General features: G+C 69.3%; 23 protein-coding genes and 3 pseudogenes. 11 read left to right on the top strand and 15 right to left on the bottom strand.

Translation table 11 applies throughout. The features are described from left to right. Positions 1-178: 178 nt before the first annotated feature. Positions 179-2,250 (bottom strand): annotated as a pseudogene (gene recG / locus IPG65_RS08165) (ATP-dependent DNA helicase RecG). Between the two features lie 214 nt (positions 2,251-2,464). Here recG and queA point away from each other — a divergent pair. The 5 genes and pseudogenes from queA to IPG65_RS08140 all read left to right on the top strand — a co-directional run bounded on the left by queA (position 2,465) and on the right by IPG65_RS08140 (position 8,178). Continuing rightward, a pseudogene (gene queA / locus IPG65_RS08160) lies at positions 2,465-3,507 on the top strand (tRNA preQ1(34) S-adenosylmethionine ribosyltransferase-isomerase QueA). Between the two features lie 87 nt (positions 3,508-3,594). Then, the gene (locus tag IPG65_RS08155) at positions 3,595-4,932 is read left to right on the top strand and encodes a tetratricopeptide repeat protein (RefSeq protein ID WP_293188729.1); all 1,338 of its coding nucleotides are present in this window, start codon (positions 3,595-3,597) and stop codon (positions 4,930-4,932) included. Positions 4,933-4,940: 8 nt separating this feature from the next. Further along, positions 4,941-6,113 carry a tRNA guanosine(34) transglycosylase Tgt gene (gene tgt / locus IPG65_RS08150; protein WP_293188728.1) on the top strand — a complete coding sequence of 391 codons (1,173 nt, stop codon included), beginning with the start codon at positions 4,941-4,943 and terminating at the stop codon, positions 6,111-6,113. A gap of 88 nt (positions 6,114-6,201) precedes the next feature. After that, a complete protein-coding gene (locus tag IPG65_RS08145) occupies positions 6,202-7,173 on the top strand; it encodes a hypothetical protein (RefSeq protein ID WP_293188727.1) in 972 nt (323 codons plus the stop codon). Positions 7,174-7,203: 30 nt separating this feature from the next. Beyond that, a pseudogene (locus tag IPG65_RS08140) lies at positions 7,204-8,178 on the top strand (nitronate monooxygenase family protein). A gap of 171 nt (positions 8,179-8,349) precedes the next feature. On the opposite strand, the gene IPG65_RS08135 reads toward IPG65_RS08140, so the two are convergent. From IPG65_RS08135 to IPG65_RS08100, 8 genes are all read right to left on the bottom strand, one after another. Next, the gene (locus tag IPG65_RS08135) at positions 8,350-9,408 is read right to left on the bottom strand and encodes a serine endopeptidase (RefSeq protein WP_293188726.1); all 1,059 of its coding nucleotides are present in this window, start codon (positions 9,406-9,408) and stop codon (positions 8,350-8,352) included. 35 nt (positions 9,409-9,443) lie between these two features. Then, positions 9,444-10,247 carry a DUF2145 domain-containing protein gene (locus IPG65_RS08130; RefSeq protein ID WP_293188725.1) on the bottom strand — a complete coding sequence of 268 codons (804 nt, stop codon included), beginning with the start codon at positions 10,245-10,247 and terminating at the stop codon, positions 9,444-9,446. A gap of 10 nt (positions 10,248-10,257) precedes the next feature. Next, positions 10,258-10,731, bottom strand: coding sequence for a hypothetical protein (locus IPG65_RS08125; protein WP_293188724.1), 474 nt, complete (start codon positions 10,729-10,731; stop codon positions 10,258-10,260). Positions 10,732-10,801: 70 nt separating this feature from the next. After that, on the bottom strand, positions 10,802-11,080 hold the full coding sequence (locus IPG65_RS08120) for an IS1 family transposase (RefSeq protein WP_293190000.1): 279 nt from the start codon (positions 11,078-11,080) through the stop codon (positions 10,802-10,804). A gap of 102 nt (positions 11,081-11,182) precedes the next feature. Then, a complete protein-coding gene (locus IPG65_RS08115) occupies positions 11,183-11,548 on the bottom strand; it encodes an IS1 family transposase (RefSeq protein WP_293188723.1) in 366 nt (121 codons plus the stop codon). Positions 11,549-11,612: 64 nt separating this feature from the next. Next, positions 11,613-12,077: a YiaA/YiaB family inner membrane protein gene (locus IPG65_RS08110; RefSeq protein WP_293188722.1), complete on the bottom strand. Its 465-nt coding sequence runs from the start codon at positions 12,075-12,077 to the stop codon at positions 11,613-11,615. Between the two features lie 238 nt (positions 12,078-12,315). Then, complete coding sequence (locus IPG65_RS08105) at positions 12,316-13,131, bottom strand: class III extradiol ring-cleavage dioxygenase (protein ID WP_293188721.1); 816 nt, start codon at positions 13,129-13,131, stop codon at positions 12,316-12,318. Between the two features lie 74 nt (positions 13,132-13,205). After that, the gene (locus IPG65_RS08100; protein ID WP_293188720.1) at positions 13,206-14,108 is read right to left on the bottom strand and encodes a nitronate monooxygenase; all 903 of its coding nucleotides are present in this window, start codon (positions 14,106-14,108) and stop codon (positions 13,206-13,208) included. A gap of 55 nt (positions 14,109-14,163) precedes the next feature. On the opposite strand from IPG65_RS08100, the gene IPG65_RS08095 reads away from it, so the two are divergent. From IPG65_RS08095 to IPG65_RS08085, 3 genes are all read left to right on the top strand, one after another. Further along, positions 14,164-14,616, top strand: a complete 453-nt coding sequence (locus IPG65_RS08095; protein WP_293188719.1) for a MarR family transcriptional regulator — start codon at positions 14,164-14,166, stop codon at positions 14,614-14,616. Then, the gene (locus IPG65_RS08090) at positions 14,613-15,035 is read left to right on the top strand and encodes a PAS domain S-box protein (protein WP_293188718.1); all 423 of its coding nucleotides are present in this window, start codon (positions 14,613-14,615) and stop codon (positions 15,033-15,035) included. The genes IPG65_RS08095 and IPG65_RS08090 overlap by 4 nt, the downstream gene beginning before the upstream one ends. Before the next feature lie 123 nt (positions 15,036-15,158). Continuing rightward, positions 15,159-16,466 carry an alpha/beta hydrolase gene (locus tag IPG65_RS08085; RefSeq protein WP_293188717.1) on the top strand — a complete coding sequence of 436 codons (1,308 nt, stop codon included), beginning with the start codon at positions 15,159-15,161 and terminating at the stop codon, positions 16,464-16,466. An 87-nt stretch (positions 16,467-16,553) separates the two neighbouring features. Here the strand turns inward: IPG65_RS08085 and IPG65_RS08080 are convergent, their stop codons facing one another. Then, positions 16,554-16,748, bottom strand: coding sequence for a hypothetical protein (locus tag IPG65_RS08080; protein WP_293188716.1), 195 nt, complete (start codon positions 16,746-16,748; stop codon positions 16,554-16,556). A 118-nt stretch (positions 16,749-16,866) separates the two neighbouring features. On the opposite strand from IPG65_RS08080, the gene IPG65_RS08075 reads away from it, so the two are divergent. From IPG65_RS08075 to IPG65_RS08065, 3 genes are read left to right on the top strand one after another with little or no spacing between them, the layout of a single operon-like run. Continuing rightward, entirely contained in the window at positions 16,867-17,463 is a 597-nt protein-coding gene (locus IPG65_RS08075) for a hypothetical protein (RefSeq protein ID WP_293188715.1), read from the top strand. Continuing rightward, positions 17,460-17,798 carry a hypothetical protein gene (locus tag IPG65_RS08070; protein WP_293188714.1) on the top strand — a complete coding sequence of 113 codons (339 nt, stop codon included), beginning with the start codon at positions 17,460-17,462 and terminating at the stop codon, positions 17,796-17,798. The genes IPG65_RS08075 and IPG65_RS08070 overlap by 4 nt, the downstream gene beginning before the upstream one ends. Positions 17,799-17,847: 49 nt before the next feature. After that, entirely contained in the window at positions 17,848-18,222 is a 375-nt protein-coding gene (locus IPG65_RS08065; RefSeq protein ID WP_293188713.1) for an RES domain-containing protein, read from the top strand. Positions 18,223-18,665: 443 nt separating this feature from the next. Here the strand turns inward: IPG65_RS08065 and IPG65_RS08060 are convergent, their stop codons facing one another. The 5 genes from IPG65_RS08060 to IPG65_RS08040 form a co-directional block, all read right to left on the bottom strand. Continuing rightward, positions 18,666-19,859 carry a restriction endonuclease subunit S gene (locus IPG65_RS08060; RefSeq protein WP_293188712.1) on the bottom strand — a complete coding sequence of 398 codons (1,194 nt, stop codon included), beginning with the start codon at positions 19,857-19,859 and terminating at the stop codon, positions 18,666-18,668. Further along, a complete protein-coding gene (locus IPG65_RS08055) occupies positions 19,856-21,502 on the bottom strand; it encodes a class I SAM-dependent DNA methyltransferase (RefSeq protein WP_293188711.1) in 1,647 nt (548 codons plus the stop codon). The genes IPG65_RS08060 and IPG65_RS08055 overlap by 4 nt, the downstream gene beginning before the upstream one ends. Positions 21,503-21,575: 73 nt before the next feature. After that, positions 21,576-22,004: a type II toxin-antitoxin system VapC family toxin gene (locus IPG65_RS08050; RefSeq protein ID WP_293188710.1), complete on the bottom strand. Its 429-nt coding sequence runs from the start codon at positions 22,002-22,004 to the stop codon at positions 21,576-21,578. Continuing rightward, a complete protein-coding gene (locus IPG65_RS08045; protein ID WP_293188709.1) occupies positions 22,001-22,267 on the bottom strand; it encodes a hypothetical protein in 267 nt (88 codons plus the stop codon). The genes IPG65_RS08050 and IPG65_RS08045 overlap by 4 nt, the downstream gene beginning before the upstream one ends. A gap of 489 nt (positions 22,268-22,756) precedes the next feature. Then, the gene (locus IPG65_RS08040; protein ID WP_293188708.1) at positions 22,757-24,901 is read right to left on the bottom strand and encodes a DEAD/DEAH box helicase family protein; all 2,145 of its coding nucleotides are present in this window, start codon (positions 24,899-24,901) and stop codon (positions 22,757-22,759) included.

Raw genomic sequence — 24,901 nt, 5'->3', positions numbered from 1 at the left:
CCCCCGTGGCTCCACTCGCTGCGCGATGTTTCGCCTCCCCCCTTGAAGGGGGCGCACCCACTGGCCGGGGGAACCCCGGCCATGGGTGCACTGGCATGGCCTGCTCCGCGGCCATTGGGCTCTTTGGGTTTCACGCGATGCGGGTGGAAAGCAGCGTCATGGGCAACGGAAACGAAGGTCAAGCCTTGAGGTAGTCCGTCCGCCCGCCCAGCCAGCGCTCAACGTGGCGCTCGGCCAAAACCGGGTACCGGTCCCACATGAGCGGCGCCGCGCGGCGCGCCCACTGCAACAGCGCGTCGTCCTCGGCCAGGTCGGCAAAGCGCAGCAGCGCGGCGCCCGATTGGCGCGCGCCCAGGAACTCGCCCGGGCCGCGAATGGCCAGGTCGCGCCGCGCGATCTCGAAGCCGTCGCTGGTCTGCACCATCGCCTTCAGCCGCTCGCGCGCCGTCTCGCCCAGGCGGCCGCCCTCGGGCGCGCTGTACAGCAGCACGCAGGCCGACGCCGCCGCGCCGCGCCCGACGCGCCCGCGCAACTGGTGCAGCTGGCTCAGGCCGAAGCGCTCGGCGTGCTCGACGACCATCAGGCTGGCGTTGGGCACGTCCACGCCGACCTCGATGACGGTGGTGCTGACCAGCACCGCCAGCGCGCCGGCGACGAACTCGGCCATCACCGCCTTTTTCTCGGCCGGCGGCAGGCGCGCGTGCAGCAGGCCGACGCGCGCGCCGGGCAGGGCGGCGCTCAACTCCTCGTGCGTGGCGCTGGCATGGCGCAGATCGAGCACCTCGCTTTCCTCGATCAGCGGGCAGACCCAGTACACCTGCCGGCCGGCGGCGATCTGGGCGCGGATGCGCCCGGCCACCTCGTCGCGGCGATGCTCGGCCACCAGCTTGGTGACCACGGGCGTGCGGCCGGGCGGCGGCTCGTCCAGGGTGGAGACGTCCAGGTCGGCGTAGTAGCTCATCGCCAGCGTGCGCGGGATGGGCGTGGCGCTCATCATCAACAAATGTGGTTCTTGCTCTGATTCCGATAGCTTCTGACGCAGGCTCAGCCTTTGCTGCACGCCGAAGCGGTGCTGCTCGTCGATGATGGCCAGGCCCAGCCGCGCGAAGCGCGCCTGCGCCTGAATCACGGCGTGCGTGCCAATGACCAGCGCCGCCTCGCCCGAGGCGATGAGCGCCAGCATGGCGGCGCGCTCCTTCTTCTTCTGGCTGCCAGTGAGCCAGGCCACGCGCCGGCCGCGCGGCGCCAGCAGCGGCTCGACCCACTGCGCCAGCTTGGTGAAGTGCTGCTCGGCCAGGATCTCGGTGGGCGCCATCAGCGCGCACTGCCAGCCGGCGTCGATGGCGACGCAGGCCGCCAGCGCGGCCACCACGGTCTTGCCCGAGCCGACGTCGCCCTGCAGCAAGCGGTGCATGGGCTGGGGGCGTGCCAGGTCGCGCGCGATCTCCTCGCCCACGCGCCGCTGCGCGCCGGTGAGCGAGAAGGGCAGCGCGGCCAGCAACCGCTCGGGCAGGCCGCCCAGCGCGGCGCGCAGCACGGGCGCGCGCAGGCGCTCGCGCTCACCGCGCGCGCGCCACTGCGACAACTGCTGCGCCAGCAGCTCCTCGGCCTTCAGGCGCTGCCAGGCCGGGTGGCTGCGGTCCCCCAGCTCGGCCAGGGAGGCATCGGGCGCCGGTTGATGCAAAAAAGTGAGCGACTCACACAACCCCCATGCGGTCTGATGGCCAATTTTGCTTAGAAACGCCTCCGGAATGGTCTCCGACAGGTCGGCCTGCGCCAGCGCGCCCAGCACCGCCTTGCGCAGGTAGGGCTGCGGCAGCCCGGCCACCGTGGGGTAGACCGGCGTGAGCGCCCGCGCAGCGCGCCGCCGGCCACGCGCACCGTGGGGTGCATCATCGTCAGGCCGGCGAAGCCGCCGCGCAGTTCGCCGCGCACGCGGATGCGCGCGCCCACCGCCATCTGCCTTTGCTGCGAGGGGTAGAAGTTGAAGAAGCGCAGCACGCAGGCGGCGCCGCCGTCGTCCACCGTCACCAGCAACTGGCGGCGTGGGCGGTAGGCCATCTCCTGGTGCGTCACCGCGCCTTCGATCTGCACCACGTCGCCATCGCGCGCGTCGGCGAGCCGAGTCAGCCGCGTCTCGTCCTCGTAGCGCAGCGGCAGGTGCAGGGCCAGGTCGATGTCGCGCACGAGGCCGAGCTTGCGCAGGGCCTTCTGGGGCGCTGACAAGGGCTGGGCATCGGCGGTCGGCATAGGACAATTCTGCCCGCACCCACTGCATCAGCCATGCCGCAGCATTTCAGTTGTCCATCACGCCCAACATCACCCGCATAGCATGAAACCCAACGAGCCCGAAGGCCGCGGAGCAAACCATGCCAGTGCACCCGTGGCCGGGGTTCCCCCGGCCAGTGGGTGCGCCCCCTCGAGGGGGGAGGCGGAACATCGCGCAGCGAGTGGAGCCACGGGGGTGGGCCTTTTCACCACCAGCGACTTCGATTTCTCGCTGCCCTCCGAACTCATCGCCCAGCACCCCGCCGCCGAGCGCAGCGGCTCGCGCCTGCTCGACGGCAGCGGCGAATTGCCTGAGGACCGGGTGTTCCGCGACCTGCCCGCCCTGCTGCGGCCGGGCGATCTGCTGGTCTTCAACGACACGCAGGTGGTCAAGGCGCGTCTGTACGGCAAAAAGCCCAGCGGCGGCAAGCTGGAACTGCTGATCGAGCGCGTGCTGGACGGCCACGAGGTCGCCGCCCACATGAAGGTGAGCAAGAAGCCGCCGCCCGGCACCGTGCTGCGCATGGCGGGCGGCTTCACGGCCGAGCTGCTGGGCCGCTGGCCCGATGCGGCCGGGCCGCTGTTCCGCCTGCGCCTGTCGGATGACCCCCATGCGCTGATGGCGGCGCACGGCCACGTGCCGCTGCCGCCGTACATCACGCACGCCGACACGGCCGAGGACGCCTCGCGCTACCAGACCGTGTTTGCCCGCAACCCCGGCGCCGTGGCGGCGCCGACGGCGGCGCTGCACTTCGACGAGGCGCTGCTGGCCGCCCTGGCCGCGCGCGGCGTGCAGCGGGCGGCGGTCACGCTGCACGTGGGCGCGGGCACCTTCCAGCCGGTCAAGACGGAAAGCCTGGCCGAGCACGTGATGCACCGCGAGCGCTATCACGTGCCCGAGGCCACGCAGGCCGCCATCGCCGACTGCCGCGCGCGCGCGGCTGCGTGGTGGCGGTGGGCACGACCACGGTGCGCACGCTGGAATCATGGGCCGCCAGCGGCGAGGCCAGCGGCGACACGGCGATCTTCATCACGCCGGGATTCGGCTTCCAGGTGGTGGACGCGCTGGTGACCAACTTCCACCTGCCGCGCAGCACGCTGATGATGCTGGTCAGCGCCTTCGCCGGCCACGCGCACGTGATGGCGCTGTACCGCCACGCGGTGGAGGCGCGCTACCGCTTCTTCAGCTATGGGGATGCGATGTGGCTGGTGCGTGCCGTCCAGACCGATGCCGGATAATTCGGCGACTTGCCGACCAGCGGTCGCCCTGCAACGGTGTCCATGCCGACACTGCGCCGTCTCACCCTTCTATTCGCGTCCATTTCAATGTCGAGTTCTTCCTCCTCCACCGATCAGTTCACGGCAGAACTGCAGCAAATTCGCGGCTTCATCGCCAACGGCCAACTGCAAGAGGCCGCGCAGGCCTTGAACGTGGCACAGCAACGAGCCCCCAAGGACGCGCGCGTGCCACTGCTTGGCATGCGCCTGGCCGAAAGCGTTGGCAATCTGCCCAATGCCACGAAGGCGGCGCGGCGGGCCCTGGCGCTGGCGCCCGGATGGCACGTCGCGCAGATCGAGCTGGCCCTGTTGCTGGCCCGTCAGAAGGAGGCCGACGAGGCCATGCGCCTGGCCATGGAAGCACTGGCGAACGCACCGAAGGACGTTCAGGTGATGGCCGGCGCCATCAACGTGGCGTTTTTCTCCGGGCAGACCGACCAGACCCTGGCCTGGGCCGAGGAAGGCGTGCGACGCTTCCCCGACAACGCTGGCGTCCGCCTGTTCCTGGCCCGCCATCTGAGCAGCCTGGGGCGCCACGACGATGCAGCGGCGCACCTCCAATACATCCACCAGCGCGCGCCCCACCACGACGAAACCTTGAAGGGCCTGCTGAACTGCGCCCTGGCCAAAGGCGATGAAGCGCAAGCGCGCGAATACGCCGACCGCCTGCTGGCCGTGACGCCCTACGACGACACCGCGCGCTATTGGCACGCCGTGGCGCACGGCCAAACGCCCGCGACCCAGCCGCCGGAGCTGGTGTCCAGTCTGTTCGACGACTATGCGCCGAATTTCGACCTGCACCTGGTGCGCGGCCTGCAGTACCGCGTGCCCGAGCGGGTGGCGCAGATCCTGCTGGAGAAGCACCCCGACCGCCGCTTCAACCTGCTCGATCTGGGCTGCGGCACCGGGCTGATCGGCTTCTACCTGGGGCCTATCGAGGGCTTCATCGTCGGCGCCGACCTGTCCGAGAAGATGATCGAAGAGGCCGCCCGCCACGGTATCTACGCCAAGTTCCACCGCGTGAATGTCCTGGACGCGCTGCGCGAGACGCCATCCGACCACTACGAAGCCATCACCTGCACCGACGTGCTGATCTACGTGGGCGACCTCGCCCCGGTCATCCCCAACGCGCTGCGCATCCTCAAGCCGGGCGGCCACTTCGTCTTCTCGTGCGAGGCGGCCAGCGAGGACGAGGCCGACCTGGTGTTGCGCGAAAAGGTCAACCGCTACGCGCACAAGGCTTCGGCCGTCGAACGCCAGTGCCGCGAAGCCGGCTTCGACGAAGTGATCGTCGAACACCTGCCGACGCTGCGCACGGAAGGGGGAACGCCCGTGCCCGGCTTCCTGGTGACGGCTCGCAAACCCCAGGTGGCGCCCGCCGCCTGAGCGCGGCCATGCTGCGCTTCGACGTGCTCGGCACCGACCCGGGCAGTCACGCCCGGCGCGGGCGCCTGACGCTCAACCACGGCGTGGTCGAGACGCCGATCTTCATGCCCGTGGGCACCTACGGCACCGTCAAGGGCGTGATGCCGCGCAGCCTGCACGAGATGGGCGCGCAGATCATCCTGGGCAACACCTTCCACCTGTGGATGCGCCCGGGGCTCGACGTGCTGCGGCAGTTCGGCGGCCTGCACCAATTCGAGAACTGGCCCAAGCCCATCCTCACCGACTCGGGCGGCTTCCAGGTCTGGTCGCTGGGCGAGATGCGCAAGATCAGCGAGGAAGGCGTCAAGTTCGCCAGCCCCGTCAACGGCGACCGGCTGTTTCTCACGCCCGAGATCAGCATGCAGATCCAGACCGTGCTGAACAGCGACATCGTGATGCAGTTCGACGAGTGCACGCCCTACGAGACCCAGGGCCGCGTCACCACCGAGCGCGAGGCGCGCGCCAGCATGGAACTCAGCCTGCGCTGGGCCACGCGCTGCCAAGCCGAGTTCGCGCGGCTCGGCAACCCCAACGCCCTGTTCGGCATCGTGCAGGGCGGCATGTTCGAGCACCTGCGGCAGGAATCGCTGGAGCAGCTCGTCGCCATGGACTTTCCCGGCTACGCCATCGGCGGCGTCAGCGTGGGCGAGCCCAAGGAAGACATGCTGCGCCTCACCGCCCACACCCCGCACCGCCTGCCGGCGCACAAGCCGCGCTACCTGATGGGCGTGGGCACGCCCGAGGACCTGGTGTACGGCGTGCAGCACGGCGTGGACATGTTCGACTGCGTCATGCCCACGCGCAACGCGCGCAACGGCCACCTGTTCACGCGCTTCGGCGACCTGAAGATCCGCAACGCCCGGCACAAAACCGACCCGCGCCCCATCGACGAAACCTGCACCTGCCACGCCTGCGCCGGCGCCTCGGGCGTGGCCTGGGCCGACGGCGGGCGCGATGGCTTCTCGCGCGCCTACCTGCACCACCTGGAGCGCTGCGGCGAAATGCTGGCCCCCATGCTGGCCACGGTGCACAACCTGCACTATTACCTGCGGCTCATGCGCGAGATCCGCGAGGCGCTCGACGCCGGCGCCTTCGCCGGGTTCCGTGCCACGTTCCAGGCCGACCGCGCGCGCGGGGTGTAGCGCGCCTGCCGCACAGGCGACTGCGACCCCCCTCTCGCGGGGCTATGCTTTTTCGATCTCCATTCCCGACCGCATCGAGCACGCCGCCATGACCCGTCCCATTCCCGATGCCTTCCCCGGCTTCCCCGCGCCCGCTCCCCTGTGCGGCCCGCCGCGCCAGCCGCGCCAGATGCTCGCCGAGCAGACCTACGACGGCCACCTGTCCATCCACGACGACCAGACCGCCGCCGACCTGGGCCTGGCCGCCGGCCCCATCGAAGGCCCCACGCACTTCAGCCAGTTCGACCCGCTGCTGTTCCAGTTCTTCGGCCCGCGCTGGTTCGAAAGCGGCTGCATCAGCGTCCACTACCAGACCATGGTGGTCGAGGGCGAGGAGGTGCGCGCCTTCGTGCAGCCGCCCGCCGCCGGCGAGGCGGTGGCGCGCATCTGGGCCGAGAAGCGCGATGGCACGCCGGTGCTGACCGGCACCGCGTCGGTGGGCGAGGTGCCCGACGCCGCGCACGAGATCCCCCAGCGCATCGCCAAGCTGCGCCCGCCCACCGGCCTGGTGATCAACCGCGACCTGAAGGTCGGCCAGCGTGGCGCCGAGGCCGAGACGGTGACGATGGGCTTCGAGCAGCACATGGGCCACTACTACCCGTTCACGCTGGCGTCCAAGCTCAAGGCCATCACCGAGCCCTCGCCCTGGTACACGCCCGAGGGCGGCCCGGCCTCGCCCTGGGGCCGCGCCATCATCCCCATCGAGATGATCAGCGTGCTGCTGGGCAGCAGCGGTGACCGCGCCGGCCTGCACGGCCGCGGGCCGGCGGTGGGGCTGTTCGCCGGCCAGCAGATCCGGCTGGTGAAGGGGCCGCTGTTCGTCGGCCAGGCCTATGATCTGGCGCGCGAGATCATCGCCCTGAGCGAGAGCGCGCGCACCGAATCGGTCTGGGTCCGCACCCAGGTCTTCGAGGCCGGCACCCGCACCCTGGCGGCCGAGATGATCCTCAACCACGCCACGCTCAAGGCGTCGTACGCCCACTACGAGAAAGAAGCGCGCGAACTGGGCCTGGCGGCCTGATACCCCATCCACAACGACTCGGAGACCCTCTTGAAGACCCGCATCACCGAACTCTTCGGCATCGAACACCCCATCATCCAGGGCGGCATGCACTACGTCGGCCTGGCCGAGCTGGCCGCGGCCGTCTCCAATGCCGGCGGGCTGGGCATCATCACCGGCCTGACGCAGCGCACGCCCGAGCTGCTGGCCAAGGAAATCGCGCGCTGCCGCGAGATGACCGACAAGCCCTTCGGCGTCAACCTGACCTTCCTGCCCTCGGTCAACCCGCCCGACTACCCCGGCTACGTCAAGGCCATCATCGACGGCGGCGTGAAAGCGGTCGAGACGGCGGGCAACAACCCGCAGAAATGGCTGCCCGCGCTGAAGGAGCATGGCATCAAGGTCATCCACAAGTGCACCTCGGTGCGCCATGCGCTCAAGGCCGAATCGATTGGTTGCGACGCCATCAGCGTGGACGGCTTCGAGTGCGGCGGCCACCCCGGCGAGGACGACGTGCCCAACTTCATCCTGCTGCCGCGCGCGGCCGAGGAGCTGAAGGTGCCCTTCGTCGCCTCCGGCGGCATGGCCGACGGCCGCAGCCTGGTGGCCGCGCTGGCGCTCGGCGCCTAGGGCATGAACATGGGCACGCGCTTCATCGCCACGAAGGAGGCGCCGGTGCACGAGAACGTGAAGCAGGCCATCGTCGCCGCCACCGAGCTGGACACCCGCCTGGTGATGCGCCCGCTGCGCAACACCGAGCGCGTGCTGACCAACGCCGCCGTCGAGCGCCTGCTGCAGAAGGAGCGCGACATCGGCCCCGGCATCAAGTTCGAGGACATCCTGCCGGAAGTCGCCGGCGTCTACCCGCGCATCATGCAAGGCGGCGAGATGGAGGCCGGCGCCTGGTCCTGCGGCATGGTGGCCGGCCTGATCGACGACGTGCCCACGGTCAAGGAGCTGATCGACGGCATCATGGCCCAGGCCAACGCGATCATCAACGAGCGCCTGGCCTCCATCGCCCGGTGAAGTGAAGCGCCCCCAGGCGCCACACGCTGCGCGTTGTTCCTCCTCCTCCCTCGAGGGGGCACCGCCAGCAACCCGGCCAAGCCGGGCCGCGGCGGTCGCTGGCGTGGCCTGCTCCGCGGCCTCCGGGCTCTTTGGATTCGTGCGCCGCGGGCGGGCGCCGGCGGGCTGAACTCAAGCAGCGGGCAGCGGCTCGGCGGGCGACGCCGTGGTGCCGCACGCGTGGCAGAACTTCGAGAACGCGCTCTTGCGCGCGTCGCATTGGCGGCAGTGGTCGAACAGGCCGATGCCGCAGTGCGGGCAGAAATCGATCTCCGCGTTCTTCAAATCCACCGGCCGCTCGCAGCCGGGGCACACGCCCTTGGCCAGCCGTGCCAGCGCGGTGTCGTAGGACAGCTCCTGGCGCCGCACGGTGTCGGGCTGCGCCTCGGCCGCCTGCTGGCGCGCCAGGTAGCGGTTGAGCGCGACGATGGCCCAGCGCCCCACCAGCACCGTCACCACGATGCCGACCGCGTAGCGCACGTAGCCGCCGTAGCTGGGCAGGTAGGGCACCAGCTCGACGAAGAAGGCGAACAGCGCGAACAGGATGAAGCCCCAGACGAAGGGCCACCAGGTGCCGCGCCGCTTCCTGGCGAACAGCCAGCCCGCCGCCACCAGCAGCGGCAGGGTCAGCGCCAGCCGGTAGCCGAACACGCGCAGCTCCACGCGGCGGTACTCGGCGGCCAGCTTCTCCCGCGCGTCGGCCTCCAGCACCGACAGCGACTCGCGCGCCCGCTGCGCGCCTTGCCGGGCGTCCAGCACGATCTGGCGCTGCGCCTCGGCCTTCTGGCGCGCCTCGTCCTCCTTCTGCTTGAGGCCGTCGAGCGCGCGGGTGCGAGCGATCAGCTCGGCGTCCTGGTCGGGCTGCTCGGTGGCGCGGCGCGTGGCGAGCCAGTTGCCGAAGGCCTCGCGCGCGCTGGCGTTGGCCTGCCGCGCGGCGTCCTGCTGCAGCTCGATCTGCTCCAGCGCGCGCTGGGCCTGCCGCTCGGCGTCCTCCGCCGCCTTGACGGTGGCGCGCAGGGGGTCGGCCGCGGCGCGGTCGATGAAGTCGTCGAGCTGGCGCACGTGCTCGACCTGCGGCAGGTCGCCGACGACGGTGCCGCCCAGCCCGATCAGGAACCCGGCGAACATCAGCGCCACCAGCCACAGGCCGCGGCGGAACCATTTCTCGGACAGTCGCAGGGACTTGCTCATACCTCTCTCCAGTCAGATGCATGCGTCGCGCATTGTCACAGCGCCAGCCGCTGTGCCGGCGCCGCCTGCAGCGCGCGCGGCAGCCATTCCAGCACCGAATCGGCGGTCACGGTCTCGATGCGGTCGGCGAAGCGCTGCGCGTCGGGGTGGTCATCGAAGGCCACGTTGCCCGCCGTCATGCGCCCGCCAAGGCGGGTGAGCGCGCCGATGCGCAGCGTGGCCGGGCGGTAGTCCTTCAGCCGCAGCCAGGCCTGGGCCTGCTCGCGCCGCGCCAAGCCCGGCTCGGCCGCCAGCGCCAGCGTCTCGATGGCCCACTGGTTGGACTGCTGGTAGCGCGTGCCCCAGGCGTAGCTGACCATGCTGTAGCGCGGCTGGTGCAGCGTGCCCGCGCGGCGGTTGTCCTGCAGCAGCGGCCACAGCGCCTGCTGCAGCGCGGGCGGCGGCGCGACCCAGGCGGCCTCGTAGCGCCACGGGTCGTCCAGGAAGAACTCGCCCAGGCCCTGGCGCATCAGCACCGAGCGGTCGGTGCCGCATTCGTTGAGCTTGTGCACCACGCGCCACGGCCCCTCGGCGCCGCGGTAGGCCCAGCCGACGTGCGACCAGTGCTGGCCGTACTTCGTCAGGTCCTGCCCGGCGCGCGCCAGCAGCACCACGCGCGTGCCGTCCCGGGCGTGCGCGGCGTCCAGCGCGGCGGCGGTCTGCTGGGCCAGTTGCATGCCGCGCTCGACGGCCTGCGGCGCGGGCGGCCTGGCATCGCATCGGCGGCCGGCATTTGCGGCGCCAGCCCCCGCCAGTGCCGCGCCAGCCACTATGGCAACGATAGCAAATCGAATCGTCATGATCGCCCTTTCACATCATCCGTTCGTTGTAAAGCAGCGCGCGGCCGACGGCGTTGGGGATGAAGGCGATGGCCTCGCCCGCCGCCGACAGGATGACGCCCGAGGCGATCACCGCCGTCGTCACCACCGCGCCCGCCGACAGCGCCGCTGCGCTGGCCATGTGGCCGGCGATCTCGACACTGGCCGCCGCGCCGTCGCTGGCGCGCTCCAGCACGAGCAAGGTGCCGCGCGCCGAGGCCTCGACGGCCTTCACCGTCAGCACCGCGCCGCCGACGGCCAGCGCGATGGGGATCGCCACCACGCTGCTGGCCGCCGCGCCGGCCACCGAGGCGGTGCCGACGACCGAGGCCACGGGCAGCATCGACAGCGCGGCCGACGCCTCGCTCTGCGCCTGGGCGTGGCCGGCGGCCAGCACGGCGCAGGCGGCCAGCACGGCGGCGGTGGCGCGGCGCAGCGCGCCGATCGAGGGTTCTGGTTTGGTCATGGTGGTTACTCCTGTTTCAATAGCATTTGGCGCTTGTTGCATGCGGGTTTCTGGGCGATTTGTGGGATTGCTAAATAGGTATTGATATCTCAACATCCCAGAGCCGCCGGCATGTGATCTCGCCGGCCTGGGGCGCCAGCGCGTGGCCGAACTTGCGCTGCCACACAAACAGCAGCGAGTCGCGCAGGTTGAGCGCGCTCTTGGAGTAGCAGTGCGTCTTGCGGCGCAGCCGCGCCAGATAGCAGCGCAGCTTGTTGTTCATGCTCTCGATGATGTGCGTGTGCGCCTTGCCTTGGGTGTGCTGCCCGGCGGGGAAGATGGCTGCGTAGCAGCGCCAGTGGTCGGGCAGTACTGGATGTGAGGGCCTTGAGGAATCTGCGCGCCCAGCGCTCGGGCTGCTCGGGTGTCACGATCGCCCAGCGCCCAGCCGAGAATTCGGCAGGAAGTGCGATCAATAGCCCACCACAGCCAAATTGGTCTTTTTTGAACCCACGTAGCTCCACAGCTCATCGGCCTCGACGTACTGCACCTGCGCCGCATCCAGGCGCGCCAGCGCCTGACCAGCAACCTCCTGGCGCACCCAGCCGATGATGGTGTTGTGACTGGGCCCCACCAGCCGCTCGGTGGCCCGCAGGCCCACGCCTTCGGCGTAATGGCGCAAAGCGCTTTGCTTGATCGCCGGGTCAATGAGCCGGTGATCGCGCTCGCCGAAGGTCAGCGCGCAGCCCTTGCAGCGCCAGCGCTGGTGGCCGTGGCGGCTGCGGCCATTCTTGACCACCTGATCGGTCAAGGTGCAACGTGGGCAAGCGAGGTTCATCCGGCAATCTTGAGGGAAAAATGCAAGTGTATCAACCCCTGTTCAGCAATCCCCGATTTGTCCCTCACTCCTGCCCGGCGCGGGCCTCGCGGCGGCCGCGCAGTTGGGCTTCGAGCAGGTCGGCTTCCTGGCGGTCGCGCAGCAGCTTGGCCAGCGTGAAGGCGCCGGTGATGAGGTAGAGCCAGCTCACGCCCAGGAAGACCTTGTAGGTCGGGTTGACGTCCATGCGCAGCAGGCCCCAGGCGGTGAGCGCCATGGCCAGCGCGAAGCCGCCCCAGACCACCCAGCGGAACATGGGCGTGTCGGCCGCGCGGCCGTCGGCGCGGGCCGCCTCGCCGTCGCGCACGAACTTGGACAGCACGAAGGCGCTGGTCAGGCAGAACAGGTAGCCCATGACCATGAAGGCGCGGTCCAGGTCCTGCCCCGGCAGGTAGGCCAGGCCGGTGACGCACAGGGTAACGGCGATGCCGAAGGAGGCCCACACTTGCAGTTGCCAGGGCTTGGAGTCGCGGCGGATGAGGTTTTGCATGGCGTTCGATGTCGTGGTGTTTAACATGGAACGCGAGTCTGGCGGCGAGGCGGGCCGGCAGAGTCGGATTTCGGCTCTGGTGGCGACCGGCTGGCCTATGAGTATCCCAGGACGATACTTTTCGGCGTTTCGCCGTTCTTTGCCTGACGCTATTAAATAGAGAGCCATGGATTCAATAGGGGCACCGGCAAAAGCCCCAAAGCCCTTCGATTCCGGGCCCCGCGACCGCCAGGCCGCGTCAGTCGAAGCGGAAGGCCGAGATCACCGTCTCCATCACCCGGTCGGAGAACACTTGGCGCCCCACGTCCTCGCCCGCCGCGCCGGCGGCCACGTGCAGCGGCAGCAGGTGCTCCTCGGCGCGCGGCGGGTGCGACAGGCGCCCGGCCGGGCCGCTGGCCGTGGCCCAGTCGGCCAGCCGCGCGTCGCGCTCGGGCGCGGGCAGAGCGACGGTCTCGGTCAGCCAGCGGTCGAATTCAGCGCTGACGGGCGTCGAGCGCGGGTCGCCGTAGCCGCGCATGTTGTGGTAGCTCATGCCGCTGCCGACGATCAGCACGCCTTCGTCTCGCAGCGGCGCCAGCGCGCGGCCCAGGGCGATGTGCGCGGCGGCATCCAGGCCGTGCAGCAGCGAGAGCTGCACCACGGGCACGTCGGCGTCGGGAAAGGCCACCTTCAGCGGGATGAACACGCCGTGGTCCCAGCCGCGCTGGGCGTCCTGCACGGCGGGCAGGCCGGCGCCGGCCAGCAACCGCGCCACGCGCGCGGCCACCTGGGGCGCGCCGGAGGCGTCGTAGCGCAACTGGTAGGTGTGGGGCGGAAAGCCGCCGTAGTCGTGGATCAGGCCGGGGCGCGCGCCACTGGTCACGGTGGGCCGCGGCGCCAGCCAGTGGCCGGAGACGAGCACGATGGCCCGGGGCCGCGCCGGCAGGCTGGCCGGAATGCCGCGCAGGAACTCGGCCGTCTTGTCCCAGGCACCGGGCGGGTTCCAGTCCATGAAGAAGCACGGGCCGGCGCCGTGGGGAATGAACAGGGTCGGCTGGCGGGCGGGGGGGTCCATGGCGGCGGGCAGAAGACGCGATTGTCCGCCCGGCGCGCTCAGGTGCACAGCAGCGCGCCCGCGCGCAGACAGCGCTAGGCGTCCCGCGCCAGCCGCTCGACGACGTGCGCCGCCGGCGCCACGTCATCGATCAGGTCCACCGCCTCGCCGGCCCAGACCATGGCGGTGTCGAAGTCCTCGTCCCGCTGCGCGGCCTGGAACGCCTCGCGCTGCCGGGACACGTCCCGCGCCAGCCCGGCCTCGTCGCCCTGCCAGCGCGCCATGAAGCCGTTGCGCAGCGCGCGGCCGGTGTAGAGCGCGGGCCAGTCCAGGCCGCGCACGACGTCGAACACGCGGGTGCGCGCCGTCTCGTCGCCGCTGGCCTGCACGATGCACTGGCGCGCGCGGAGCGAGCCCAGCGCCTCGTCGCAGGCATGGAAGCGCGTGCCCACCAGCGCGCCCTGCGCGCCCAGCATCAGCGCCGCCGCCACGCCGCGCCCGTCGGCGATCCCGCCAGCGGCCAGCACCGGCAGCGGCGCCAGCGCGTCCACCACGGTGGGCACCAGCGGCAGCGTGGCGCGCAGCGCGCCGTGGCCGCCGCCCTCGGCGCCCTGCGCCACCACCAGGTCGGCGCCGGCCAGGTCCTGCACCTGGCAGATCAGCTTGCAGCCGGCGGCCTTGATCAGTGCGCCATGAGGACGCGGGTCGCCGAAGGACAGCAGCACCGCGTGCGGCCTGGCGGCCAGCACCTGGTCCAGCACCGCGCGGCTGGCCGACCAGGTGATCAGGCCCGCGCCCCACGGCCGCGTGGTGGCACGGCGCACCGCGTTCAGCTCGGTGCGCAGCCAATCCGCATCGCCGTAGCCGCCGCCCACCAGCCCCAGCCCGCCGGCGTTGGACACCGCCGCCGCCAGCGCGCCGCCGGCCACGCCGCCCATGGGCGCCAGCACGATGGGGTGGTCCAGGCCGAACAGGCGGGTCAGGGCGGTGGTGATCATGATGGGCTCCGTGGCAGGACCGGATCAATGTATCACGTCATGATATAAATCGCCCATGTCCACGCGCCGCCTGTCCCAGTCCGAGATCGAACGGCTGGCCGACTTCCGCTACCAGCTGCGGCGCTTCCTGCGCGCCAGCGAGGCGCTGGCGCACGCCCACGGCTGCACCGCGCAGCAGTACCTGCTGCTGCTGCAGCTGCGCGGCTTTCCGGGCCGGCAGTGGGCCAGCCTGGCCGAGCTGGCCGAGCGGCTGCAGGCCCAGCCGCACGGCGTGGTGGCGCTGGTGACGCGCTGCGAGGCGGCCGGCTGGGTCGAGCGCCGCGCCAGCCGGGGCGACCAGCGCCTGGTCGAGGTGCACCTGACGCCCGCCGGCCGCGCGCTGGTGGAGCGCCTGGCCAGCCTGCACGACACCGAGCTGCGGTCCCTGCGCGAGGGCTTCAGCATGCCCGCCGCCGACCCCGCCCCTGACCCCGCTGCCCCCGGCAGCAGAAAGCGAGACCCGCCATGAATCCCACCGCACCGCCCGACGTCATTCCCTGGGCCGGCATCGCCGCCGGCGTGCCCGACGCGCTGATCTACGCCGACGACGCCGGCCTGATCCGCGTGTGGAACGCTGGCGCCGCCGCGCTGTTCGGCTTTTCGGCCGCCGAGGCGCTGGGCCAGAGCCTGGACCTGATCATCCCCGAGCGCCTGCGCGCCGCGCACTGGGCCGCCTACGACCGCACGCTGGCGGCCGGCGCCACGCGCGGCGGCACCGACGTGCGCACCACGCGCGCCACGCACCGCGACGGGCGCAAGCTGTACGTCGAGATGAGCTTCGGCGTGGTGCTGGACGGCGACGGGCGCGCGCTGGGCTCGGTGGCGGTGGCGCGCGACGGCACCGCGCGCCACCTGGCCGCCGCGGGCGGCCCGGCGGCAGCGGCCTGAACGCCGTGCCCCGGCACGCGAGGGGCCAGGGTTTTTCCTGAAGCGAAAACGTGCGCCGCCGCCCTCGGGCGGGGGTGGGCTGGGCCACACTCGGCGGTCTTCCATTTCTTCATGCAGTGCACCGTGTCCCAGCCCACCCCCGACCTTCGCCTTTTGACGGCCCCCACGCCCACCGGCACGCCCGGCCTGCCCACGCGCCTGCGCGCCGACCAACTGGACGGCGAGTCCGAGGCGCTGCTGGGCGTGCTGAACCTCGCGCGGCGCGGCACCATCACCCACGACACCCTGCGCGCGCAGCGCAAGGGCTGGGAAATCTCGGCGCGCGCGCTGGGCCGCGCCGACGCGGTGGCGGAGGTGCGCAACGTCTGGATCCCGGGGCCGCACGGCGACATCGAGGCGCGTGTGTACCGGCCGGCGGCGGCCGCCGCCGATGCGTCGCCCGCCTTCATCTGGTTCCATGGCGGTGCGTTCATGATCGGCGGCCTGACGACGGCCGATGCCGTGTGCCGCCACATCGCCCGCGTCAGCGGCGTGGTGGTGGTGTCGGTGCGCTACCGGCTGGCGCCCGAGCACGACCTCTACGCCGGCCGCGCCGACTGCCTGGCCGCCGTCGAGTGGCTGGCGCGCGAAGGCCACACGCTGGGCATCGACGGCGCGCGCCTGGCGGTGGGCGGCGACTCGGCCGGTGGCAACCTGGCCGCCGCCGTGTCCCAGCGCTGCACCGAACAGGGCGGCCCGGCGCTGCGCCTGCAGGTGCTGGTGTACCCGGCCACCAACCTGAGCGTGGAATTCCCGTCCAAGCAGGAGAACGCCGCGGGCTACCTGCTCACGTCCGACGGCATTGATTCCATCCACGACATCCTGCGCGAGCGCGACGCCGACCACCTGGCCGACCCTTGGGTCTCGCCCGCGCTCAACCCCCAACTGGCGGGCCTGCCGCCCGCGCTGGTGCTGACGGCCGGGTTCGACCCCATCCGCGACGACGGCCTGGGCTACACCCAGCTGCTGCGCGAGGCCGCCGTGCCCGTCGAACTGCTGCACTACCCCGGCCAGTTCCACGGCTTCGTCAACTTCGACGGCGTGCTGCGCAGCGCGCGCGACGCGCTGGAGCGCATCGGCACCGCGCTGCGCGCGGCGCTGCGGCCGGCCGTGGGGCAGCCCGCGCCCGCCGTGAACCGCACGCTGGAAATCACGATCACGCCCGCGCTGACGTTGCCGCGCGCCGGCCGGCGCCTGCTCACCGGCAGCCTGATGCTGGGCGAGCGCCTGGAAAGCTGGCGCGCCCGCGCCACGCGCCGCCTGTGGGCGCGCAGCCCCCGGGGCGGCGACTGGGCCAGCGCGCCGCTGCTGAACCCGGTGACCACCTGCCGTGCGCAGGTGGCGCGGCGCCTGGCGCCCATCCAGGCGAGCGAGACCTTCTGCGGCGCCTGAACGGCGCTGGCTGAAGACGCTGGTTGAAAGCCCTGCTGGCGACTCTCAAGACCGCTGGGCTGCACGCACCTTGCTCGCGAAACGCGGTCAGCGCGCCTGATCCTCGATCAGGGCGGGCTCGCGTTGCAGTTCGCGCTGCAATTCTTCCTCGCTGGGCAAGGTCAGGCGGTAGCGCGAGGCGAAAAGCTGCCGGCTGTCGTTCAGCACAGAGTACCAACCGGTCGCGTGCGGCTTGACGAGGCCGGCTGACTCGCCCCATGGATTTCGGTCATCGTCGGTCATTTGCCTACTTGGAGCGCATCCAGAGATCAGCAGGCGCATCCAAAATGTCAATTTAAATGTCTTGTCATAACGCTATTTAAAGCAGTATAGTGGAGTCGGATCATCCTTAAGGCTTGCCATGCCCGCCCCAACTCTCCGTCTCGTCCGCTTGGCTCCAGACCCTCTCGGGCTGTACATCCGTGCAGGGCGCATAGATCAGAAGGATCTACTGAGCTTCATCACCTCAGGCGCAGCCGCGTTTACTGGAGTCGTTTTCGAGGCTAAGCGCGTCGGACAGCAACAGGAACTGCTCTCACTCGTGCTGGAACGCGGCCTGGATGCTGTGCTCGACCCACAGACCCAGGCCATGGCCACGATCGGCGGCTATGCCAAGAACATGGATGGTCTTCCTTGGTCGAAGAAGAGACCTCATTCCTTAACTGACTTAGCTTCTGTGTTTCAACAGCGGCAGATGGCTGAAGACATCGCGAATTTCGCGATCTCCCACGGTTTCACACAGGTGATCGCTCCTACGCATTTGATATCGGGAGCCGATGACCCTTGGCTAGCTATCGACATTGCACTGGCCAATGCGCTACGTACTGCACTGGAGCGCCGGGGCGCCAGTCACGTTCAACTTCATTACTCTCTGGCCTTGAGCTACGAGGCCTTTCGGACATGCGTTGACAAACCCGCCGCCATGAATCACGTGCCTACCCACGGAGGCATGCCATGAGCAATGCGATTGCGCGCCGCCTGGAAGCCATCCAAAGCAAGGGCGCCATGCGTTCATCCGATGTGGCGAACGTCTTGAACGTGCGGCCCGAAACCGTTTCCCGATGGAACAAAGGCAAGGCGCTGCCGCACGCCAGCACTGAAAAGCAGCTTCTCGAACTGGAGTTCGTCATCGACAAGCTCGCCGACATCTATGAGCCACGCGATGCACGGTTGTGGCTGTTCGCCCGCCAGCGCCTTTTGAACGACCAGGTGCCCGCCGAGTTGATCCAGCAGGGCCGTGTCGACGAAGTCCTGGCCTCGGTGAACCAGTTGCTCGATGGCGTGCATCTGTGAGGTTCGGGCAGCAGGATGATCCACGACACCGACCTGCTCGACCGGCTGGATGCGTTTCCAAAGGAAACCTTCCGAGATCTCGTTCCACTGGGGTCAGCTCTACCCTCGCCCCACGAAGCCCGTCATGCTGCACAAGCTGCGCGTGATGGCGCATCGAACCCTGAGACTGGTCAGGGCCGACCTGCCGACACTGGGCGTGCCGGAAAGCGCCTATACCGACGTTAACCTGCCGCGCACGCAGGAGATCGGCGCGGCGGTCGAATTCCTCGGCTGTGACGGCCTGATTGCACCTTGCGCCAGATGGGCCTGCGACAACCTCATCCTGTTTCCGGATCGAATGGGATTGGATGCCACGCCGGAGATCGTGACCAGTGAGGCCGTCGATTGGGTCACATGGGCCACTGCCAACGGGTTGCTCGCATAGATGGTGATGGGCCAACAGACCGCTGAACTACCGAGGTGACCAGTTGCTGGGTGCCACGACCGCATGCGCTATTCATTGGATAGCTGTTTATGCCTTATACAAGCCGGATAGAGACCTATTTCACCCTAGAAACGGCAGTTGAACGCGCCCGCCAGTGCCGTGATTGGCGTGGCAGGCAAGGGTGAACGCCGCGGCTCCACAGGCGCCTGCGCGCCTGTGGACGGCGTGAACGGGGCCGGCCTCTGGACGGCCCGCGCCCTGCAAGGGAGACGACGCGGCGCACTGTTGTGCGCAAGGAGGAGCAACGCCGCATGGCGCGGCGAGCGCGGTGCTGGCGGGTGCGTAGCGCTCTCACCCGAAAGGTGAAGGTCATCGAAGCCGTCGAGGTCAATGCTCACGCGGCTTTCCCGAGGGTGGCAAGCGGTCAACTGCCGTTTCTAGGTTCACTCATAACCACCCTTGTTGAATGCGCGCGCCAGGAGCGCCTGAAAAGTGGCTTCGACCTTCTTGAGGGCTGCGGTTTGTTGGAGCACGATTGCGGCGATGGAAGCGGCCCGATCCGTAAAAGCCACCTGTTCCAACGGCGGCGGCAACACGACCGGAAACGCACTCAACTGCGTTTTGTTGATCGACGCGATCCCTGTCGTCTTTTTCGCCACGCTCAGGAAGTAAGCCTTGCCGTAGGTGCTGCTGGCGAGGGCGCGCAGATAGGAGGGCAGCACTCGGCTGCGGTCGCTGCGCACCTTGAAGACGTGGTTCTGGTGAACGCAGCGGTCGATTTCACCCGACCAGAGCGCGGCACGGCCCAGCTTGTCGGGGTCACCGCCTTCGGTCATGAGCAGATCGCCGGGCTGGATCAGCAGTTTGTCCACTTCGGTGTGCTTGATCTCGATGGTCTTGACCTCGCCAAGGTCCAGGTAGCCGTCCTTCACGTTGGCGACGCGCATATACGGCAGTTCGATCCCTTCGCCGGCCGCCAGCTTGCGGCCCTTGGCGATGCCGGAGATCACTTGCGCAACCTCGGACAGCGGCGTGATCGGCCACCCCTTCGGATTCGTCACCGGGTCGCCGAACATGTCGAGGAAAAGCGCGGGGATGATGGCTTGGGCCTTGGTTTGGGCCTCGCGGCGCAGGCTCATGATGCCCTCGGCGCGGGCAAGGAGATCGACGATGCGGCGCTGCTCTTCAAGTGGCACAACTGGAATACGCTGCTCCAGCACTTGGCGATCTGTGACTGCTGGATAGAGAGCGCCGGACACCAGCTTAGTGAGCTCATCGATAAATCGTCTGGAACGCACAAAGTAGAAAAGGTACTTCGGTAACACCACCTCTTCTTTCGCACGCAGCACGCAGAAGCCGGTACTGGCGATCTGATCGTCGAGCGCTTCCGGTACCAGTGCCACCGCATTGAGATTGGGTCTCACCGTGGAAACGAGAACGTCACCGGTGCGCAAGACTTTACGGGCACGACTTGGCGCTTCTGCACCCGTCATGCGCTTCGCGCCGGTGATGCTTTTTACTTCGTTGTCTATGGCTGCGACGTCCACATAGACAAACTCCTCATTCGGTTTCTTTGCTGGATTCCGGCTACCCGTTGTCGTGATCACAACGTCTGCAAGACGCATCGCGCTGGTCATGCCACCCCACCCAACGCCACCCGCAACGCCTCCACCTCCTGCGCGATCTCCGCCTCGATCGCCGCCAGCTCGGCCAGCAGTTCACGCGGGTCCTGGTGCGCCACCTGCGCCTGGCTCATGGGCCGGTAGCGGCCAGCGGACAGGCTGAAGTCGTTGGCGCGCAGGGTGGCCGCGTCGGCGAACCACCAGGGCGCCGTCCATTCGGCCTGGGGGTCGCGCGCTTCCCAATCAGCCAGGTGGACCGCGCGGTCGCGGTACGCGGCCACCAGGCCGGGCAGGTCGTCGCGCTCGATGGGCTGGTCGTGGTTGGCGTCGAGCTTGTAGCCGTCGTTGTCGGCGTGCAGGAACATCACGTGCTGGGTGCTGCCGCCCTTGCGGAAGAACAGCACCGACGTTTTCACGCCGCTGTAGGGCTGGAACACGCCGCCGGGCAGGCTCAGCACGGCTTCGACGCGGTTGTTCTCCATCAACTGGCGGCGCAACTCCTTATGCGCGCCGGTGGAGCCGAAGAACACGCCCTCGGGCACGATGACGCCGCAGCGGCCGCCCCCCGCGCCGGTGCGCGGGTTGGTCGGGTTCTGGAGGCTGTCCATCATGTATTTGAGGAACAGCAGTTCGGTGGCGGTGGTGGTGCCGACCTTCACGTCATCGACGATGCGGTCGCGGTCCACGCGGCCCGAGAAGGGCGGGTTGGCCAGCACGACGTGGTAGCCGCCCTCGGGCAGGCCCAGTTCGGCCTTGCGTTCGCCGTCCAGCGTGGTGGTGAGCACGTTGCGCAGCAGGATGCGCACGTTGGGCAGGCCGCGCAGGGTGAGGTTCATGGTGGCCAGGCGCACCATCTTCGGGTCCACGTCGTTGCCGAAGAAGGTCTGGTTGTGCAGCACGGATGTTTGCGCCGCCGACAGCTTGTCGCCCAGGCCGCGCGCCAAGGTCTTGCCGTCCAGCTCGACGGATTGCGTGCCGCCGGGCGACGAGTTGGCCAGGCGGATGTGGTTGTACGCGGCGACGAGGAAGCCGGCGGTGCCGGCCGCCGGGTCGTAGACGGTTTCGCCAATCTTGGGGTCGATGATCTCGACGATGGCGCGGATGACGTGGCGCGGGGTGCGGAACTGGCCCAGCTCGCCGGCCTGCTTGATCTGCTTGAGCACGTGCTCGAACAGGTCGCCCTTGGTGTCGGCGTCGGCGCGGTCCAGGCGCAGGCCATCGACCAGGGTGACGACCTGGGTGAGCACGGTGGGTTCGTCGATGACGAGGCGCGCGCCGTGCATGAAGTTGACGGCGGATTCACCGGCCACGTCGGCGAAGAAGGGGAAGACTTCATCGCGCACCCAGCGCACCAGTGGTTCGCCGGACAGGTTGGCCCACACGGACCAGCGGAAGCGCTCGCACGGCACGGTGGTCTGGCCGGGCGTGGTGGCGTTTTGCAGGTTGCGCAGCGTGCGGGTGCCCACGAACAGGCTGTCGTAGGGCTGCTTGAGAACCTTGGCGCGGGCCTGGTTTTCGGCGTCGATGCCTTCGACGAGGTAGAAGAAGAACAGGAAGGACAACTGCTCGGCGTTGCTCACCGGGTCGGGGTAGCCGCCGCCGAACAGGTAGTTGCGTATCTGTTCGACATCGCGGCGCATGTCGGGGGTGAGGGGCATGGGGATGGCGAATATTTGAATGAAATAGGCGTTTTGTCGGCGTGTAGCAAGCGTGGGCAGCTATGATTTTTGACTATTGCGGCGGCGCACGCTGGGCCAGCACGGTCACATTGAGCCCCGCGACGCGCCGAAAGGCCGCATCCCCCGTCAGCAGCACATGCCGCGGCCCCAGTTGCAGGCAGCAGGCGGCCTGCAATGCATCGGGGGTGAGCAGGCCATGCCGCACGCGGATGGCCGCCGCCAGTTCCACCACCTCACGGCTCAATTCCACCCACACCAGGTCGGGCCGGGCGAAGAACGCATCGAACAACGCCAGCGTTGCGGCGTCATTGGCCTTCATGGGGCCGACCCGGCATTCCAGCCACGACAAGCGGCTGATGGCTGCCTGCAGGCCGGGGTGCGCCTGTTCAAGCGCGGCCAGTTGCGCGCGCACGCGCTCGGCGAATGAGGGCTGGCCCTCCAGCACATAGATCAGTGCGCTGGCATCGAAGAAGACGATCACCAGGCACGCTCCTGGGCCAGGGCGGCATCGATGTCCTTGCGGTTGCGCGTGCCGGCCGCCGGCTGCGCCAGCAGCCACTGCAAGGCCGTCATGCCCGGCCGGGCCTGCGGCTGCCCCGAGGCCAGGCGCTGGTAGTCCTCCTCGGACAGCACGACGGCCGCCAGCTTGTTGCGCTTGACGATGTGCACCGGGCCGTGCCGTAGCCCCTCCTCGATGGCGGCCATGCCGCAGCGCTTGATCTCGGCAATGGTCAGGGTGTTCATGGACGCTCCTGCATCGGTACTTGAATTAACTCAAATCATACTGTTTTCGGTATCAAACCAACAAGGGTTGCGCTGCCACCATTGCGCGCGCCTAGCATGGCTTTCAGCGACGAGGGCAGGCGCAAGGCGCGGTGGCCTTGGGGCTCCAGGGCCGGCCTGCCCGGATCATCCTAGAAACGGCAGTTGAACGCGCCCGCCAGTGCCGTGATCGGCGTGGCAGGCAAGGGTGAGCGCCGCGGCTCCAAAGGCGCCTGCGCGCCTTTGGACGGCGCGAACAGGCCCAGCCTCTGGCTGGGCCGCGCCCTGCAAGGGCGAGGACGCGGCAGGCTGATGCCCACAAGGACGAGCAACGCCGCATGGCGCGGCGAGCGCGGTGCTGGCGGGCGCGTAGCGCGCTCACCCAAGAGGTGAAGGTCATCGAAGCAGCGAAAGTCAGCACCCATGCGGCTTTTCCTGAAGATGGCGAGCGGTCAACTGCCGTTTCTAGGATCATTGCCACGCGGCGGGCTGGCTGGCGGCGCCATCGGCGGGGCCGCCGCCCTGGGCCGGGAACACGGCGGCGCTCAGGCTGGCCAGCAGTTCGTCCAGCCGATCCTCACCGCCAAACACGCGCAAGGCCTCGGGCAGCCCGCCCATGAGGGTGAAGGGCGCAAAGGCGAAGTGGCCGGGCGTGAATTCGTCCCAGACGTCGGCGTTGGCGCGCAACTGGCTGCCGATGGTGAGCAGCCAGCGCTGCTGGTCGGGGGTGAGCTGGTCTTCGCGCGCCAGCCACCAACCCTCGAAGCGCGCGCCGACGTCGGCGCGGCACTGTTCCGACGCTTCGGGGAAGACCAGGTTGCCGTCTTCGTCCACGGTGATCCAGGCGCGGGTGGCGGGGTCGATGTGGTCGTCGATGTCGAGCGACAGCAGGCGGCGCGGCTCGTGCCGTTGGCGGCGGGGGCGCTCCATGACGAGGCCGCCTTCGGCCATGCCGTCGTCGTCGCCGTGGTAGTCGGTCACGCCCACGAAGTCGAACAGGGTGAAGACGGGCTTGCCCCTGGCCTTGCGGGTGCCGCGCCCGCGCATCTGCTGGTAGAGGATGGCGGAGCGGGTGAAGCGGGCGAAGACGAGGTTGACGACCTCGGGGCAGTCGAAGCCCGTGTCGAGCATGTTCACCGAGACCAGGATTTGCGGGAACGGCTCTTTCTTGAAGCGCTTGATCCTGGTCATGCCGTCGGCGCTGTCCTGAGGCCCGGTGCCGGAGACCACGTAGTCAGCATAGCGCACGTCGGGCGAGGGCTTGCAGTCGGCGAAGGCGGCGTCGAACAGTCGCGCCAGTGTCTCGGCATGCCGCTTGTTGACGGCGAAGACGATGGTCTTGCCGATCAGCGGTTTGCGCAGCATGCCGCGCGCGTCGGTGTAGCCGTGGGTCAGCACCTGGCGGAACTCGCGCACGATGGCGCGGTTGCGCTCGGGGATGGTGAACCGGCGCTCCAGCGCGGCGGGGTCGATGGTGAGGCTCTTGCGGTCGCCGAACGCCTGCTCCAGCTCGGCGTGGGTGGCGGCATCCATGGCGGACCAGTCCAATTCATCGCGTTGCACCTCGAAGCCGCCCTCGGCGGCGGTCTTGACGGTCTTGGCCTTGTAGATCTGGTAGGGGACGAGGGTGCCGTCGCGGATGGCGTCCTTGAGCCGGTAGCTGAAGGTAGGCCGGTCCACCTCGAAGAAGCGCAGCGTGTCGCGCACGAACAGCGCGTCTTCGGCGTCGCCCAGGTCTTCGACGTTGGCGACGCAGGGCGTGGCCGTCAGGCCGATCTGGATGCCGTCGAAGTGCTTGAGCACGCCGCTCCACTTGCCGTAGATGGAGCGGTGGCATTCGTCGGAGATAACCAGGTCGAAGTAGCCGGCCGAGTAGTCGCGGAAGATGTTGACCATGCTCTGCAGCGTGGTGATGGTGATGCGCTTCTCGTCCTGGAAGCGCCGCCCGGCGCGCAGCACGTAGGCAGGGATGCCCGGCAGGTGCTCGGCGAAGGCGTCCTCGGTCTGCCGCGCGAGCGGGATGCGGTCGACGAGGAACAGCACGCGGGTGACGGCGCCGGCCTCGAACAGGCGCTGGATGAGAGCGGCGGCGGTGCGTGTCTTGCCGGTGCCGGTGGCCATTTCGACCAGCAGTTTGCGCTGGCCGGTGGCGATGGCGCGGCAGAGGGTGTCGATGCAGTCGATCTGGTAGTCGCGGCTGGCGATGCGCCGGTCGATGGGCACGGCGAGCGGGTCGCGCCGCACCTGCACGGTGGCGGCGCGGCGCTCCAGGTCAGGTTGCGAGAAGAAGGTCTTGACGGGGCGCGGGAAGGCGTCGCGCCGCCAATCCCAGAAACGGATTTCCTCGCCGTTGGCGAGGAAGATGCAGGGCACGTTCAGTTGCTGGGCGTAGGCCCGGGCCTGCGCCTCGGCCTCGGCCGGGTTGATGGCGGCGCGCTTGGCCTCCACCACGGCCAGCGCGCGGCCGTGGCGGTCGCACAGCACGTAGTCGGCCTTGGTTCTGTCGGGCAGCACCACCTCGAAGCGGACGGCGCTGGTGTCCAGCACGTCCCAGCCCTGGTCCTTGAGCTGGGCGTCGATCCTGACGCGCGAGAAGGCTTCGTTGGTGGGGAGCAT

The sequence above is a fragment of the Ottowia sp. genome (genome assembly GCF_016703145.1).
Lineage (GTDB): Bacteria > Pseudomonadota > Gammaproteobacteria > Burkholderiales > Burkholderiaceae_C > Ottowia.
The sequence above is the reverse complement of the archived record's forward strand: the minus strand, read 5'-3'. Positions and strand labels throughout refer to the sequence as shown.

Bases quoted from the DNA above. Each gene is read 5' to 3' on its own strand.
- IPG65_RS08060 (WP_293188712.1), bottom strand. From the start codon at position 19,859: ATGACCAGCGCGATGCGTCTTGCAGACGTTGTGATCACGACAACGGGT.
- IPG65_RS08045 (WP_293188709.1), bottom strand. From the start codon at position 22,267: ATGAACACCCTGACCATTGCCGAGATCAAGCGCTGCGGCATGGCCGCC.
- IPG65_RS08075 (WP_293188715.1), top strand. From the start codon at position 16,867: ATGCCCGCCCCAACTCTCCGTCTCGTCCGCTTGGCTCCAGACCCTCTC.
- IPG65_RS08105 (WP_293188721.1), bottom strand. From the start codon at position 13,131: ATGGACCCCCCCGCCCGCCAGCCGACCCTGTTCATTCCCCACGGCGCC.
- tgt (WP_293188728.1), top strand. From the start codon at position 4,941: ATGCTGCGCTTCGACGTGCTCGGCACCGACCCGGGCAGTCACGCCCGG.
- IPG65_RS08095 (WP_293188719.1), top strand. From the start codon at position 14,164: ATGTCCACGCGCCGCCTGTCCCAGTCCGAGATCGAACGGCTGGCCGAC.
- IPG65_RS08040 (WP_293188708.1), bottom strand. From the start codon at position 24,901: ATGCTCCCCACCAACGAAGCCTTCTCGCGCGTCAGGATCGACGCCCAG.
- IPG65_RS08100 (WP_293188720.1), bottom strand. From the start codon at position 14,108: ATGATCACCACCGCCCTGACCCGCCTGTTCGGCCTGGACCACCCCATC.
- IPG65_RS08055 (WP_293188711.1), bottom strand. From the start codon at position 21,502: ATGCCCCTCACCCCCGACATGCGCCGCGATGTCGAACAGATACGCAAC.
- IPG65_RS08065 (WP_293188713.1), top strand. From the start codon at position 17,848: ATGCGTTTCCAAAGGAAACCTTCCGAGATCTCGTTCCACTGGGGTCAG.
- IPG65_RS08130 (WP_293188725.1), bottom strand. From the start codon at position 10,247: ATGACGATTCGATTTGCTATCGTTGCCATAGTGGCTGGCGCGGCACTG.
- IPG65_RS08125 (WP_293188724.1), bottom strand. From the start codon at position 10,731: ATGACCAAACCAGAACCCTCGATCGGCGCGCTGCGCCGCGCCACCGCC.
- IPG65_RS08070 (WP_293188714.1), top strand. From the start codon at position 17,460: ATGAGCAATGCGATTGCGCGCCGCCTGGAAGCCATCCAAAGCAAGGGC.
- IPG65_RS08080 (WP_293188716.1), bottom strand. From the start codon at position 16,748: ATGACCGACGATGACCGAAATCCATGGGGCGAGTCAGCCGGCCTCGTC.
- IPG65_RS08115 (WP_293188723.1), bottom strand. From the start codon at position 11,548: ATGAACCTCGCTTGCCCACGTTGCACCTTGACCGATCAGGTGGTCAAG.
- IPG65_RS08155 (WP_293188729.1), top strand. From the start codon at position 3,595: ATGTCGAGTTCTTCCTCCTCCACCGATCAGTTCACGGCAGAACTGCAG.
- IPG65_RS08145 (WP_293188727.1), top strand. From the start codon at position 6,202: ATGACCCGTCCCATTCCCGATGCCTTCCCCGGCTTCCCCGCGCCCGCT.
- IPG65_RS08135 (WP_293188726.1), bottom strand. From the start codon at position 9,408: ATGAGCAAGTCCCTGCGACTGTCCGAGAAATGGTTCCGCCGCGGCCTG.
- IPG65_RS08110 (WP_293188722.1), bottom strand. From the start codon at position 12,077: ATGCAAAACCTCATCCGCCGCGACTCCAAGCCCTGGCAACTGCAAGTG.
- IPG65_RS08090 (WP_293188718.1), top strand. From the start codon at position 14,613: ATGAATCCCACCGCACCGCCCGACGTCATTCCCTGGGCCGGCATCGCC.